Below are 14,011 nucleotides of genomic sequence, written 5' to 3'. Positions count from 1 at the left end.
TGGAAGTATCTCTAAAACGAATTGGCTCAAATTCTAGGCATGTATTGGAGAATCTGTTTCCCTATTATATATATGACATGTCGGAGTTTATGGGGTGGAACCCAAACTCGGATGGTTTGTTTACGTTCAACTGTGCAACTTTGGACTCGTACTGGAAAGAAGTTGATCATGTGCCTTACTTCATTCACGTTGGTAAAGAGCTTGCTGGTTTTGCATTAGTTCGTAATTACCCGAGTGAACCAGAAACTTTTGATATTGAGCAGTTCTTCGTATTGCGTAAATTTAAAGGAAAGGGTGTTGGTAAAAAGGTACTTTTAGCGGTTGTAGCTAATCACCCAGGCAAGTGGCAAATTCGAGTTTTAAAGGAAAATGAAGCGGCATTGAAGTTTTGGCTTTCAGCGGTTAAAAATGTAGTGAGTAGCTGTTACGAAGTTTCATTGGACATCGATGTGGATTTAGAAATGCAATTCATACGCTTTGAGACAGTCAGTTAACAAGCCTCTGAATTAAAATCCACTAGGGCTGTCACGCCATTTAAAATTTCAACTCTAAGCCGTTATTGCCCCAAAGTGAGTTAGAGCTTTGGCTCTCTCGCAATATACTCATATAGACTTTCCATACATTTGTTGATGTATTATTAATGTAGTGAAGTGAAAAATAACTTGATCATAAATTTCAATTTATACTCAAAGGTGTTAATTTACAGAACATAACAGATAGGTTTATAAATTAGCTTGTTACAACTGCTAATAATGCTCTTAAACGGAACTAAAACAGTTGGTTAGCGCTCTATCATGTACACGTTACAACCAACAATTTCAATCCGCTTAAGGCGGCGTTAACCCTCAATGGAGTCGCATGAAATTATCATTAATCGCAGCTGTTTCTGAAAATGGTATTATTGGTTCAGGCTTAGATATTCCTTGGTCAGTAAAAGGTGAACAACTATTGTTTAAGGCGATGACATATAATCAATGGCTGATTGTCGGTAGGAAGACTTTCGAGTCTATGGGAAAGTTACCAAATCGAAAATATGCTGTAATTACTCGGTCTCCAAGAGAGTCCGATGATGAAGATGTATTTTACTTTTCTTCTATAGATAACGCGTTATCAACTTTAAAAAATGTAACTGACCATGCATTTGTATCAGGTGGTGGAGAAATTTATAAGGCGCTTGTTAATAGTGCTGATACGCTTCATATCTCCACTGTTCACAAGGAAATAGACGGTGATGTGTTTTTCCCTAAAATTCCAAACGGGTATCGGAAAGTGTTTGAGCAAAGTTTTAGTTCAAACTTAGATTATACGTACCGTATTTGGCAAAAGGGTGGACAAGAAATTTAAACGGAACAACAACAGTTGGCTATTGTTCGTTCCTTACAAGATTATAGCCAACAATTTTTGTCCCTTAAGTGGGCGTTTAGCAATACTAAATCGAGGAAGGAGTTCGCGTTGAATAAAAGTGCAGTAAAGGATTTGTCAGCAAACGCTCTAGAGGTTGCTTTAGACAATGGATTAGAAAATGGAATTTTAAAAGATATACCTGTCTTTGGTATTGCTATAAAAATAGCTGAACTAACAATGTCTATTAGAGACCACTTTTTCTTACAAAAACTTAGTAAATTTATTTTTAAACTTGAAAGTGTCTCAGATAAAGAAAAAAGTGCTATTAATGATTTTTCTCGATCTTCAGACAGTGAGAAGATCTCGAATAAAATAATTCAAGTCATAGATAATGTCACTGATATCGAAAAGGCAGAATTAATTAGTAAATTGTTTATTTCATACTGCTCGGGGAAAATTAACAAGTCAAACTTTTTAAGATCTGTGGATACCATTCATAGCTACTTCATTGATGATATTACTGAGTTTGTTTCTGCATCAAACCTCTGGTTTTACACATACGAAGATTTGGAACACCAAAACCTTGAAAACTTGGTGGGAAGTCCTTTAATCAAAGAACAATTTATGGACCGGCAAGATTTAATCCGCTCCGGCAGAGAAAGCGAAATTGGTATCACCAACTATGAAAACTCAAACTTTGGTGAAATTTTTAGAAAGGCGTTAAAGTAATTGCTAACAAGTCAAAGCACTCAGACTTGGTGAAGTTAGGTGTTTGAGGCGTTAATCTCAATTTAATCGTACTTTCTGTAATCCGAACTGTACCGTTTAAAGTTTAAACTTTAAACCATTTCTGTCCACGAATGAGTTAGCTAGCATAGCTAGATTAATGTGAACACTGTTGTGGCTTAATGAATCTGTACACCGAAATGGTTTAGATTTATCGCTCTAACTCGATTACCCCTTTTTCTTGTTAGAGCTGTTACTCATTCACAATATGCTTATATCGGTTTTCCTATTTTTCATTGTTATCATTATCTGGGGAGTAGCTAGCTTAAGGACAGTTTTAGTTCGGGGTAAAAAAGCAATCAACATTCTGCTTATTACATTCAACGTTTTTGGTGAAGTGTAGGTTTGGCCATTAAGGCATTATGAATCGTTAAAATTAATGCATAACATGCTGATTAAATAGAATAAAAACAGTTAGTTACCGTTGTTTATTTAGCTAATAAAAAGGATCTTTATGAATAATAATGAATCAACATTGGTGTCAAGGTATTGCCAGCAATGTAAAGCTGATACAAATCATCACTTACTTATGATCTCGAATTCAGCAGTTAGACCTGAAAGTAGAAAAGACCGTATAAAAGTGTTTATGACCGCTTTTTTTGCAGGGTGGGGCGCTGGACGAGCCGCTTCATTTATGGACCTTCGTGATAAGCATCTAATATGTGATGTTTGTGGCACCAAAATAATAGAGAGCTTTGGTGATCAAACTGAATAGATGTAAAAACCGTATAACTCAATTATGCTCATTGCTGTCAGCACTTGGTTCACTTATTTGGGTGTGAACAAGTCTGAGCCATTCTTTAAGGAGTCACACTATGCATCATGTAATGTTTGATATCGATGGAACACTTATTGAATCGTATGATTTTGACTCTGAGTGTTTTAACGAAGCAGTAAAAGAAGTAACTGGATTCGATATTGATACAAACTGGGCTCGTTATAAACATGTAACAGATGCTGGGATCCTTAATGAGTTTTTTAATGAAAAGAACATTAAAAATACCAATACAGTGACTGAAAATATTAAAAATGTATTCTTAACCAAAATTCAAACTCGGGTTGATGAAAAGCCAATTCGTGAAATCACTGGGGCATCTACATTTATCGCCAATTTAAAAGAACTCGATGATGTCGTCATTTCATTTGCAACTGGCGGTTGGTATGAGAGTGCCGTTTTAAAATTGAAGTCCGCTGGTATCGACATTTCAGATATTCCAATTGCATCCTCCAATGATCACTATTCAAGAATCGAGATTATGAAGATTGCAGAAAAAAGAGCGGTTAAAGAAGTCCGGTTATCATTTACATATTTTGGTGATGGAAGTTGGGATTTAAAGGCTTGTAAAGAGTTAGGCGTTAACTTTGTTTTAGTGGGTGATAAATTGGAACATCATCAGTCAATTAAAAACTTTGAAAAGAAAAACGAAGCGTTTGCGTATATTGGCTTGTAACGAGCGTTAGCAGGTTGGGAAGATGGAACTAAAACTACAGCAATTAATTAAGTCGGTTCCAGAGTTGATGGAAACCGCTGAAGCGTGCAGGGATGTTGGTTTACCTAACTTCTATATTGCTGGTGGAGCGATCACCCAATTAATTTGGAACAGCTTAGATGGAAAAGATCTGCTGGATAAGGTGAAAGATTTTGACATAGTTTATTTTGATAAAATCAATGCTGTTTCAGAAACGTCTTTTGAACAATATTTTGCTAAACACCTACGACATAGTGTTGAAGTGGATATTAAGAATCAAGCGACAATGCATGAACGTTACCTCCAGAAGTTTGGTTGCTCAATCGTAGAATACGCGAGTGTGGAGCAGGGTATTAAATCTTGGTTAACTGCGTTTGCTATCGGTTTTACTCTCGACTCTTATGGTAATGTCGTTATCTATGCACCTTATGGTCTAGAAGATGCTTTCAATATGTTAGTACAACCTAATAAGTCTGCAATGACTGTGACCAGTTACAACAAAATGACCGCTGGATATAAGGCGCGTTGGCCGAAAGTGCAGGTGCTCCCATGGGATTCATCGGCGAAAAAATTACTTAAGAGTGATTAAGGTGTGATAATCCATAATCCCTGAGGAAAAATATCAATAGAGTGAAATTTGCTGAAATGGGTATCTGTTTCGTTATTAGTTTTCATATTGTTTATTTCATGCGATAGTCCGCGTTATTGACCATTAAATAACGCGAATTAAATATGAGTAATACAGAAATCAATCTACAGTCACTTATTGGTGATAACACCAAAGAAGAATTTTTAAAGTTACTCGAGTCTCAAACACCTTTTGTATCCCATGGTAATACAGAATCTCTTAAAGATTTAATGGGTCTTCCATTTCTTAAATCTGTTGAAAACCTTGCGGCCTACTGGCAAGACACTGTGGATGTTTTTAATCCACAGGTTGCAGATGAAATTTCAAAGACTTCAGTTTCTCCTGAAGACGCGATTAATGAATATTATTGTGGTAACTGCATTCTTTTTAATGACGTCAATAGAATGATTCCTGAGTTTGACATGTGGAATCAAAAAATCAGAAAGGAAATTGGATTCTCTGAGTTGACCTATGTTAGAAACTTAGTCTACGCATCACCAGCGGGGAAGGGCAATGCGCCTCATTTCGATCAGAATTTTAATTTTGTTGTGCAATTAGAAGGCACAAAAAAATGGTGGTTAGCAGAAAATAAAACCATTAATAATCCAATGACTCGCCATGTGATCGGCCACCCAGTTGACCATGAACTAGCAGGTTATGCAGATAAAGAATTTCCAGAAGCATTCCCTGCAGATTGTATTGAATATATATTAGAACCGGGTTCAATTCTATTTGTACCACGAGGCGTTTGGCATATGACCGAAGCCGTTACAGATGCCGTTTCGTTTAATTTTACTTTTACACCGCCGACTTGGATTGATATTGCCACTGCGGTTATAAGAGAAAAACTATCTCATTCTGAAAAGTGGAGAGAGTCGGCAATTATCGATGATAATGGTGTTTCCAACAGTGAATTTAACGAACTTCTAAAGGATTTAAGTGCCGACGTTAAGAATTGGAATGCGGTCAATTTCTTAGATGTTACTGAGAATCAAGAGCTATAACTCATCCCCAACTCTTTAAGTGTACAGATTCATTAGGCCACAACAATGCACTGATGAATAACGCGTGTCCATCTTGCAAGTTTGCCAAATAAATCAACGCGGAATTACTCAATAGATTATTCGTTGATCTACATCAATAGCGTTAATAGGCATGTGCGTTTATATTTAATGTGAACAGTATGTAAAAACACTCAACACATGATTAAGGTGGTAAAGATGGAATTATTACGCAATCCTAAATGTTACACGGACGTATGTATTGATGGTACTTGGTATCACTATGATCATTGTGGTTCGAAGGTCTACTCTTTAAGTGGTGGCGCGGGACCTGAACTTGATTTAGCGCGTGAACCTGCGACTGAAAATGAGTTGATTGATCTGATTCAAAATGCCGTTAACTATTAACGCTGGCTAATGTCGCGTTATTTTGACCTTTAGATGCACTGGGCGTTTAAAGGTCATTTTTTGTTCTTTATTGTTCTTTACTTCTCTTTACAAATTTCCCTATATGCGTTCTCTTCATTTTGTCATATTATGTCACTCTATTTTATTGGAGAACAAAAATATATGAAACGCATTATGCTATTTCTTGCAACCAACCTGGCAGTCATGCTGGTTTTTAGTATTGTATTAAACATTATCTATGCAACTACTGGTATTCAATCAGGCAGCCTGTCTGGGTTGTTGGTAATGGCGGTATTGTTTGGTTTTGGTGGTTCATTAATCTCATTAATGCTGTCGAAGAAAATGGCACTACGTTCAATTGGTGGCGAGATCATCACGCAACCACGTAATGCCAATGAACATTGGTTAATGGAAACTGTTACTCGACAAGCAAAACAAGCGGGTATTGGTATGCCTGATGTTGCTATTTATGATGCTGCCGAGATGAATGCCTTTGCCACCGGTGCTAAACGTGACGCTGCCTTAATTGCAGTATCAACGGGTCTACTAGCACAAATGACACGTGATGAAGCTGAAGCGGTTGTTGCTCACGAAATCAACCACGTTGCTAACGGCGACATGATCACGATGGCCTTGATGCAGGGTGTGGTGAATACGTTTGTTATCTTCTTATCACGTATTATTGCTAATGCAGTAAGTGGTTTCACATCGAATGATGAAGAAGGCGAGGGGGAAGGCGGTAGCTTTATGACTTACTTCATCGTATCAATGGCGTTAGAAATGCTATTCGGTTTCTTAGCAAGCTTCTTAACGATGTGGTTTAGCCGTCAACGTGAGTTTAAAGCAGACTCAGGCGCAGCGAAACTGGTTGGTAAAGAGAAGATGATTGCTGCACTTGAACGTCTTAAAACAAGCCAAGAAACACAGCTTGAAGGTTCGATGATGGCGTTTGGTATTACGGGTAAGAAGACCATGATGGAGCTATTAATGAGCCATCCACCATTGCAAAACCGTATTAACGCATTACGTAATCTTTAATCTTACGGATGTTCTAGGCTGATAATAGCTTAGGGAACAAAGCCCCAGAGAGACTCTAATTCTTAATTATAATAAGATTGTTTCGTTGGGGCTTTTTGCTTTCTATAAGGTAATCAGTATTTACTACCCCCTTGTGGTTAAATAAATGCAATTGTAACTTGGAAACGTGATAGACAAGCGAATAATTAGCTTCAAAAGAGTGTATTTTATATCTTATGAATTAGTGGCTTATCAGGTAAAGCTAATGACGAAAACAACACTAGATAAAGTACATACAGATAACGGAAATCATCCTTTGATGGTGAGGTTGGTTAAACTTCTGATTGCATTTGGAATTCCATTATTTTTACTGTCTGTGCCCACCTCTCTGTTACCCTTTGACGACCTCAGTATTATCCAACATCGATTGCTCGCTATTTTTATTCTTGCTGCACTGTTGTGGATCCTCGAACCCGTTCCTGTGTTTGCCACGTCACTGTTGATCATCACCCTTGAACTGGTGATGCTGTCAGACCAAGGGCTTTACAGTTTTCGATTTGTTAATGATGGGTTAGATCCTGCGACGACTATCGAAGGATTAATGCATTACAACGATATCTTCGCTGCTTTCTCGTCTCCGATTATCGTGTTGTTCCTCGGTGGTTTCTCGTTAGCCATTGCTGCGAATAAATATGCCCTAGATACCAACCTTGCTAATGTACTATTAAAACCATTTGGCACTAAACCAGCGTCTATCATGCTGGGATTAATGATGATCACGGCGTTGTTTTCTATGTTTATGTCTAACACGGCAACAACGGTGATGATGTTGTCTTTGTTAGGTCCAATTCTAATGTCAGTGCCGAAGGAAGAAAAGGGCATTAAAGCGTTGGTTTTAAGTGTGCCGATTGCCGCAAACCTTGGTGGCATTGCGACGCCGATTGGTACGCCACCCAATGCTATTGCGTTGCAGTATCTTGATGGCCTATATAATGTCACTTTTCTGGATTGGATGATGGTTGGTTTACCTTTTGTTATCGTGTTATTAGCCTTTGCTTGGTGGCTGTTACAAAAGCTGTTTCCGTTTAGTGGCGACTGTTTACATTTGCAATTAGGCGGTGACTTTCAGCGTAGTTGGCAAGCAATTGTTGTGTATATCACTTTTGGGATGACAATCGTGTTGTGGATGACGACAGGTTTACATGGCATGAATACGTATGTGGTCGCGATTGTACCGCTGGCGGTATTTACGCTAACAGGTATCATTGGCAAGGAAGAATTGAAACTGATTAACTGGGACGTGTTGTGGCTGGTTGCCGGTGGTATTGCGATTGGTATTGCGTTAGACAAAACGGGGCTCGCGGCGGTGATGGCTAATTCAATTGATTATGCAGTATTGCCGGCCTTGCTGGTGATGTTAGTCATGTCTTTTGTGTGTTGGTTAATGGCTAACTTTATCTCGAACACGGCAACGGCGAATTTGTTAATGCCGATTGCGGCCGCAGTGGCAACGTCGATGGATGACTTGTCGTTGTTGGTGATGTTAGTCGTGGTGGCGTGTTCAGCTTCACTCGGGATGATATTACCCGTTTCAACACCGCCTAATTCGTTGGCATATGCGACGGGCTTGGTTGCCAGCAAGGATATGGCAAGAATCGGACTTATCATGGGCCTTGCTGGTTTAATGTTGGTTTACGTTGTTATTCTCGTTGTAGTTTAATTGGCTAAGGGTTTTAATTAACGGCTTCCTTGGTTAAAACCGGTTGCGTGGTATTTATAATATTGCGAGTATTATCGAGTTCATATACCCAATCACATTGGTTGGGTAAAGTCGCTAAACATTGTTCGGTAATACGTTGGAAGTAAGCAGTGAAGTTGCGTACTTCAGCACTCGTCATAAAGGTTTCTTTTTGGGTGTTATCTGTACTCTTTAAGTGTGCTTGACGTTTACTTTCTTGTTCTAGTCGCCATGCTTGCACACTGTCAAAACTCGGCGCTTTGAGCATCAACAAATGATCTACACGTTGATATAGGCCTTGATAATTTTGTTTTAGCTGTTGGTTCACATAGCTGCGCCAAATACCATATTTGTCTTTGGTGGCTTCTAATTTGTTGATTGGATAAATAAGGTCTTTCATCAATTGCGGCTGCACGCACAAACACCAACCTTCTAAGACAATCACATCAATCGGGCGATCGACAATTGGCCATTGTGATTTTGGATAAGGATTGTCTGCAAATTTATTAAATCGGGGTAGTAGTACTGGATCGCTTGCCGTCGCGCCTGCGCAGAGTTTTTCTAATGTCGCATTGGCAAGATCGACATCGTGTGTTCCAGGCACTCCGCGGGTACGTAATAAAGGGTGAATTTGGTTAGCAAGTTCGTTACGTTGCTTTTTGCTGTAATAAAAATCATCGAGAGATAACACGGCCACGTTTAAATCAAATTCGCTGCTGAGTCGGGTACCTAAATAATCGGCTAGCGTTGATTTACCTGAGCCCTGGCAGCCGTTGATACCAACGATAAAAGTATGCTTTGCTTGTTTTTGGTGCGCGACGATACTTAATAGAGCACTAGAAAAGGACTCTGATGCATGCGTTAAATAATCCTCATCCAACTGGTGACGCTGAATGAACTGGTCTAGCATTGGGTTTGTCTTCATAGAACACCACTTTTCTTTAAATTAATGTTTTGAATTTAATATCAATAATAATCGCTACAACATTTAAACAGTTTTCAATCAACATTTAAATACCTAATTACTAGCATACAACTAACATGCCAGTTTTAAAGCTTATTTTATATTACGTGTTAATTGAGCAGGATCTAACAATGTAGTTAGTTCTTGTCGGGTTAGCGTCGTATTTTCTTCTGCGACATCGATAATTGGCCGCTGCTCCCGATAAGCCTGCTTTGCGATTTCCGCTGCTTTAAGGTAACCAATGATGGGGTTAAGTGCAGTGACCAATATCGGATTTTTATAGAGTGCTTGTGTTAATTGTTGCTCATTCACCTCAAAACCTGCAATTGCTTTGTCGGCGAGTAACCGTGAACTTGATGTAAGTAAGTTAATGCTGTTAATGAGGTTAGTCGCAATCATGGGCAGCATGACGTTCAACTCAAAGTTACCTGATTGCCCGCCGATGGTGATTGCTGCGTCGTTACCTATTACTTGTGCGGCTACCATTGCCGTTGATTCTGGAATAATCGGGTTTACTTTACCTGGCATGATGGACGATCCGGGTTGCAGTGCCGGTAAACTAATTTCGCCTAATCCTGCTAACGGACCGGAATTCATCCAACGCAGGTCATTGGCTATTTTCATTAACGAGACAGCTGTTGTTTTTAACTGGCCGGATAACGCGACGGCTGTATCTTGTGTTGCCATTAAAAATGAGAAGTTATCCGCTTGGCTAAAGTTGACGGATGTTAACGTTGATAGTTTTTGATTAAAGTGACCGGCGAAATCGGGATGCGCATTGATCCCCGTTCCTACCGCTGTGCCGCCTTGTGCAAGTTGCTGTAATTTAGCTTGTAGCATTTTGATATTATCAATGTTGTAACTGATTTGAGCTGCCCAACTGAATAATGCCTGACTCATTCTTACAGGCATGGCGTCCATTAAATGGGTTCGACCGGTTTTAACTAAATGATTTAAGCTCAAGGCTTTGTCTACGATGGTTTGATGTAAGTGATGCAGTGCTGGTAATAATTGTTTGTCGACTAAGATTGCGGCACTGACGTGGATGGCGCTGGGGATAACGTCATTACTGCTTTGGCCATAGTTAACATGGTCGTTGGCATCAATCGCGGTTTGACTATAGATACTGGCAAGATGGGCAATTACTTCGTTGGCATTCATGTTTGAACTGGTTCCGGAACCTGTCTGGTAAATATCAACCGGAAAGTGCTGCATGATATTTTCATCGGCGAGCAATTGATTTACTGCCGTGCAGATCGCGTTGGCGATTTCTTCGGGTAATAATCCGAGGGCAAGATTGGCTTCTGCAGCGGCAGATTTGATCAGTAATAGCGCTTTAATGAAATCAATGGGCAACGTTTGGCCGCTGACTGGAAAGTTGTCGATTGCACGTTGGGTTTGAGCGCCATATAGAGCATTGGTGGGGACGTTTACTTCACCCATGCTATCGCGTTCAATTCGAGTATTAACCATGATTGTCACCTGTTGCTGTGAATTGAAAACTAAGAGATATCATTAAATAGTATAGCGAACATCGGGTAGTATGAAGTAAGTCGATTAAGTCTGTGGAATAGGGTAAGCTGATGTCAGTTAAAAATTTGAAGTTGATTATGTTGAGTTAAACATGTGGTTAATTTGCATAATCTTAAATTGAGTAGGATAAAATAATGTCATCTTTGGAAACTAATCGTTTACTACAAGATAAAACACTAAACGACGATGTCCGTATTTGTGCTGCTAAGCAGCTCAGTAACTTGGGTATTTCGGGTTTGATGACACTTGAAGCAATCGAATTCCAAACCCTTGAGCTTAATGCTGCTTTGGTTAGCTGTGTACAATTACAAGCTCGTTATGCACAACGTAAAGCCGTTTTACCATCAGAATTACATATCTGCTTACAAGGCTCTACAATAAGTATCGAGCAGCTTGCAGCATTGGTGCAACTGATTAAGAGTGCACCGCAAGTATTGTGGTCGTTAAGGGATGATAGTTTTAATCATTACGAAATGGATTTTCGTTTAGCGGCATTACAACAGCATTTACTTGTTTTAAAACCATTAAAGAAGAAACTTGCGCCGTTTGTTAATACCACTGTGCTTGATTCGGCGGCATCACTGCGTTTAATTCAACGTTGCTTGGATAACGGCGGGATGTTTCGTTGGTTTTCGGCTAAATGGCGTAATGCCAAACAACAAGCGTTAACACTGGCCACCAATGATCAGCTAAAGCTTGATGACATCCAGATGTTATTCCCTGCGATGATTAAATACGTGACGACCCAAGCGCGATTTGACGAGCTGTTTGTACAAGCGCCGATCTTATCTGCTTGTCATCAGGGATTGAATACCGATGTCGTCCCATTGTTAGCCGTGCGTGAGTGGTATAAAGATGTTCAGTTTGCAGTGACGGAACACTTTGTCGGTGACACCGGGATCTTACAAGGTTTGTCTGTTATTGATAAAAAAGTCGCGGATAGGTTGGTCAGTGATTATGACGAAAATCTAGTGACGGTTATTAACAGCATAGATAAAAAGTTGAATAAGTTGAGACTTAGCTTCCCTGATTATCAAGCGTTGCAACAGGGTGATGTTGATTACGTGACGGCGGTTACTGCGTTAAAAGCCGTTGTTGAGAATGCGTTAAGGGTTTTACAAGAGAGTGGGACGGATAGTCATACTTGTCTCTCTACGTTTTTAAAAAAGCAGACATTAAATTGCGAAGAGTAAGTTAGGAATAGGTCAAGAATAGACGTGTAATGGTAACGCTATAAAGGTAATGAAATCTTGCTAAGCCAGATTGGTTTAGCGAGGTTGCTGCTAATATAACAATCTCTAAATTTTAGACATAAAAAAGCCTCGCTCATTGAGCAAGGCTTCATTATTTGGTGCGTCCTACAAGATTCGAACTTGTGACATCTAGCATGTCGAGCTAGCGCTCTACCAACTGAGCTAAGGACGCGGAATGTGGTGCTCGCTACAAGATTTGAACTTGTGACATCTAGCATGTCGAGCTAGCGCTCTACCAACTGAGCTAAGCGAGCAGAATTTGGTATGTCGTTAAGACGAATCAAATACTATCCCGCATCCTTATTATCATCAAGTCTTTTTTAAACAATATCAGTACATTGCTTTAAAACTAAGCAGTTGGGTCGATATTTAAATCTTCTGCAGGACCAAAAAATTCAAAATGTACATTTTCAGCAGGAATACCTAACTTCGGCGCGAAGCTATTCATTGCTTGCATGAAAGGTTTTGGACCTAAGAAATAGAATTCTACGTCACGGTCGTTACCGATTTTCTCTTCAAGCATTGCTAGGTTGATGAAACCAGTTGCATCTGGCTGACATTCTGGCGTTGCATCACTGTAAACGAAGTAAGGTTTGATGTTCGCATTATTCGCAGCAAGGTTTGTTACATGGTCACGGAATGCGTGAACCTTGGTGTTCATCGCCGCATGAATAAAGTGAATCGGGCGGTTTGTTGCTTTCAAGCTATTAAGCATGCTGATTGCAGGTGTAATACCAACGCCACCAGTGACGAGAACAACGGGTTTGTTGTTGTCTTTTAGGATAAAGTCACCAGCTGGTGCTAATACGCGTAGTGTGTCGCCCGCTTGAACACGGTTGTGTAGGTAGTTAGATACAGCGCCACCTTCTTCACGTTTTACACTGATACGTAAGAATTCTGAGTTTGGTGCATCAGACAAGCTGTATTGACGACGTGTTTCTTCACCATCAATGCTTAATACTAAACCAATGAATTGACCCGGTGTGAATGATGTAACTGGCTTGCCATCAGTTGGTGTTAGGTAGAACGACGTGATGTTGTCGCTTTCAGCTACTTTTGTTGTTACAGCGAATTCACGCTCACCACGCCAGCCGCCTTCTTTTTCTGCATTGGCAGCGTAGGTAGCTTCTTCTGCTGCGATTAGCAGATCAGCTAGCTGCCAGTATGCTTGTCCCCAAGCTTCAATTACAGCGTCTGTCGCAGCGTCACCCAATACGGCTTTGATTGATTTTAATAAGCACTCGCCAACAATCGCGTATTGTTCTGGTTGGATATTAAGTGAAACGTGCTTGTTCACAATGCGGTTTACAGCAGCTTCTAATACAGCTAGATTTTCGATGTTACCTGCATATGCTACAAGTGCGTTTGCTAGTGCTTTTGGTTGCGCGTTACCAGCTTGGTTGCTTTGATTGAAGAAGTTTTTTACTTCTGGATATTCTCTAAACATTAAAGGATAAAAATGCGCTGTAATATCATTAGCATGAACAGAAACAGCTGGGACAGTCGCTTTAATAATATCAATAGTTTGTTGAGTTAACATAATAGCTACCTTGTATAGGTGGTGAATCGATTAGGGAGATAAATTGATCTACATCAATATTTATATTTCCTGTATTGCAGTCTCCGTGCCAAGTTTTTAACTTGTTGATTATATACGTTTAATATTTTAATTATCAGTATGGTTGTTTTTATGACAACGCATGTGCGTTGTCATAAAAACAACTTGTAGTCATTGTGACAACTGGTGTGTAGGTATAATATGCAACAATTGGATATATATAATCTATTCCATTTTTTGTTTAAATTGACGAAATACCAGCTATAAAATAGTTTATAGTCAGTGGTGTTGACTGTTAAGTTGATGAAGTTA

General features: G+C 39.5%; 14 protein-coding genes and 2 tRNA genes. 11 read left to right on the top strand and 5 right to left on the bottom strand.

Features of this window, described 5'->3' with window-relative positions; all coding sequences use genetic code 11:
• Nucleotides 1–89 precede the first annotated feature (89 nt).
• From A923_RS0102705 to A923_RS0102660, 10 genes are all read left to right on the top strand, one after another.
• Complete coding sequence (locus A923_RS0102705) at nucleotides 90–494, top strand: GNAT family N-acetyltransferase (RefSeq protein WP_017220107.1); 405 nt, start codon at nucleotides 90–92, stop codon at nucleotides 492–494.
• 364 nt (nucleotides 495–858) lie between these two features.
• Nucleotides 859–1,344 (top strand): trimethoprim-resistant dihydrofolate reductase DfrA, encoded by a 486-nt coding sequence (gene dfrA / locus A923_RS0102700; RefSeq protein ID WP_017220106.1) that lies wholly within the window; start codon nucleotides 859–861, stop codon nucleotides 1,342–1,344.
• A gap of 108 nt (nucleotides 1,345–1,452) precedes the next feature.
• On the top strand, nucleotides 1,453–2,073 hold the full coding sequence (locus A923_RS0102695) for a hypothetical protein (RefSeq protein ID WP_017220105.1): 621 nt from the start codon (nucleotides 1,453–1,455) through the stop codon (nucleotides 2,071–2,073).
• 511 nt (nucleotides 2,074–2,584) lie between these two features.
• Complete coding sequence (locus A923_RS0102690) at nucleotides 2,585–2,845, top strand: hypothetical protein (protein WP_017220104.1); 261 nt, start codon at nucleotides 2,585–2,587, stop codon at nucleotides 2,843–2,845.
• 100 nt (nucleotides 2,846–2,945) lie between these two features.
• Entirely contained in the window at nucleotides 2,946–3,581 is a 636-nt protein-coding gene (locus A923_RS0102685) for an HAD family hydrolase (RefSeq protein ID WP_017220103.1), read from the top strand.
• Nucleotides 3,582–3,603: 22 nt separating this feature from the next.
• Nucleotides 3,604–4,188, top strand: coding sequence for a nucleotidyltransferase family protein (locus A923_RS0102680; RefSeq protein ID WP_017220102.1), 585 nt, complete (start codon nucleotides 3,604–3,606; stop codon nucleotides 4,186–4,188).
• A 143-nt stretch (nucleotides 4,189–4,331) separates the two neighbouring features.
• Entirely contained in the window at nucleotides 4,332–5,231 is a 900-nt protein-coding gene (locus tag A923_RS22595) for a JmjC domain-containing protein (protein WP_017220101.1), read from the top strand.
• Nucleotides 5,232–5,447: 216 nt separating this feature from the next.
• Nucleotides 5,448–5,636 carry a hypothetical protein gene (locus tag A923_RS0102670; protein WP_017220100.1) on the top strand — a complete coding sequence of 63 codons (189 nt, stop codon included), beginning with the start codon at nucleotides 5,448–5,450 and terminating at the stop codon, nucleotides 5,634–5,636.
• Between the two features lie 162 nt (nucleotides 5,637–5,798).
• The gene (gene htpX, locus A923_RS0102665; protein ID WP_017220099.1) at nucleotides 5,799–6,674 is read left to right on the top strand and encodes a protease HtpX; all 876 of its coding nucleotides are present in this window, start codon (nucleotides 5,799–5,801) and stop codon (nucleotides 6,672–6,674) included.
• 244 nt (nucleotides 6,675–6,918) lie between these two features.
• Nucleotides 6,919–8,373 (top strand): SLC13 family permease, encoded by a 1,455-nt coding sequence (locus tag A923_RS0102660; RefSeq protein ID WP_017220098.1) that lies wholly within the window; start codon nucleotides 6,919–6,921, stop codon nucleotides 8,371–8,373.
• A 13-nt stretch (nucleotides 8,374–8,386) separates the two neighbouring features.
• Here A923_RS0102660 and A923_RS0102655 read toward each other — a convergent pair whose 3' ends face one another.
• Together A923_RS0102655 and A923_RS0102650 are read right to left on the bottom strand one after the other, a co-directional pair.
• Nucleotides 8,387–9,316: a hypothetical protein gene (locus A923_RS0102655; RefSeq protein WP_017220097.1), complete on the bottom strand. Its 930-nt coding sequence runs from the start codon at nucleotides 9,314–9,316 to the stop codon at nucleotides 8,387–8,389.
• A gap of 132 nt (nucleotides 9,317–9,448) precedes the next feature.
• Nucleotides 9,449–10,828: a class II fumarate hydratase gene (locus tag A923_RS0102650; RefSeq protein WP_017220096.1), complete on the bottom strand. Its 1,380-nt coding sequence runs from the start codon at nucleotides 10,826–10,828 to the stop codon at nucleotides 9,449–9,451.
• Nucleotides 10,829–11,022: 194 nt separating this feature from the next.
• On the opposite strand from A923_RS0102650, the gene A923_RS0102645 reads away from it, so the two are divergent.
• Nucleotides 11,023–12,081, top strand: a complete 1,059-nt coding sequence (locus A923_RS0102645; RefSeq protein WP_017220095.1) for a hypothetical protein — start codon at nucleotides 11,023–11,025, stop codon at nucleotides 12,079–12,081.
• A 156-nt stretch (nucleotides 12,082–12,237) separates the two neighbouring features.
• On the opposite strand, the gene A923_RS0102640 is transcribed toward A923_RS0102645, so the two are convergent.
• The 3 genes from A923_RS0102640 to hmpA all read right to left on the bottom strand — a co-directional run bounded on the left by A923_RS0102640 (nucleotide 12,238) and on the right by hmpA (nucleotide 13,681).
• A tRNA-Val gene (locus A923_RS0102640) sits at nucleotides 12,238–12,313 on the bottom strand.
• A 6-nt stretch (nucleotides 12,314–12,319) separates the two neighbouring features.
• A tRNA-Val gene (locus A923_RS0102635) sits at nucleotides 12,320–12,395 on the bottom strand.
• A 95-nt stretch (nucleotides 12,396–12,490) separates the two neighbouring features.
• Entirely contained in the window at nucleotides 12,491–13,681 is a 1,191-nt protein-coding gene (gene hmpA / locus A923_RS0102630) for an NO-inducible flavohemoprotein (RefSeq protein WP_017220094.1), read from the bottom strand.
• Between the last annotated feature and the right edge of the window lie 330 nt (nucleotides 13,682–14,011).

This window comes from Moritella dasanensis ArB 0140 (assembly GCF_000276805.1).
Classification (GTDB): domain Bacteria; phylum Pseudomonadota; class Gammaproteobacteria; order Enterobacterales; family Moritellaceae; genus Moritella; species Moritella dasanensis.
This window is presented reverse-complemented; position numbering and strand designations above follow the sequence as displayed.

Coding starts and splice junctions, on each gene's coding strand:
- A923_RS0102705 (WP_017220107.1), top strand. CDS start 90: ATGGGGTGGAACCCAAACTCGGATGGTTTGTTTACGTTCAACTGTGCA.
- dfrA (WP_017220106.1), top strand. CDS start 859: ATGAAATTATCATTAATCGCAGCTGTTTCTGAAAATGGTATTATTGGT.
- A923_RS0102690 (WP_017220104.1), top strand. CDS start 2,585: ATGAATAATAATGAATCAACATTGGTGTCAAGGTATTGCCAGCAATGT.
- A923_RS0102685 (WP_017220103.1), top strand. CDS start 2,946: ATGCATCATGTAATGTTTGATATCGATGGAACACTTATTGAATCGTAT.
- A923_RS0102680 (WP_017220102.1), top strand. CDS start 3,604: ATGGAACTAAAACTACAGCAATTAATTAAGTCGGTTCCAGAGTTGATG.
- A923_RS22595 (WP_017220101.1), top strand. CDS start 4,332: ATGAGTAATACAGAAATCAATCTACAGTCACTTATTGGTGATAACACC.
- A923_RS0102670 (WP_017220100.1), top strand. CDS start 5,448: ATGGAATTATTACGCAATCCTAAATGTTACACGGACGTATGTATTGAT.
- htpX (WP_017220099.1), top strand. CDS start 5,799: ATGAAACGCATTATGCTATTTCTTGCAACCAACCTGGCAGTCATGCTG.
- A923_RS0102660 (WP_017220098.1), top strand. CDS start 6,919: ATGACGAAAACAACACTAGATAAAGTACATACAGATAACGGAAATCAT.
- A923_RS0102655 (WP_017220097.1), bottom strand. CDS start 9,316: ATGAAGACAAACCCAATGCTAGACCAGTTCATTCAGCGTCACCAGTTG.
- A923_RS0102650 (WP_017220096.1), bottom strand. CDS start 10,828: ATGGTTAATACTCGAATTGAACGCGATAGCATGGGTGAAGTAAACGTC.
- A923_RS0102645 (WP_017220095.1), top strand. CDS start 11,023: ATGTCATCTTTGGAAACTAATCGTTTACTACAAGATAAAACACTAAAC.
- hmpA (WP_017220094.1), bottom strand. CDS start 13,681: ATGTTAACTCAACAAACTATTGATATTATTAAAGCGACTGTCCCAGCT.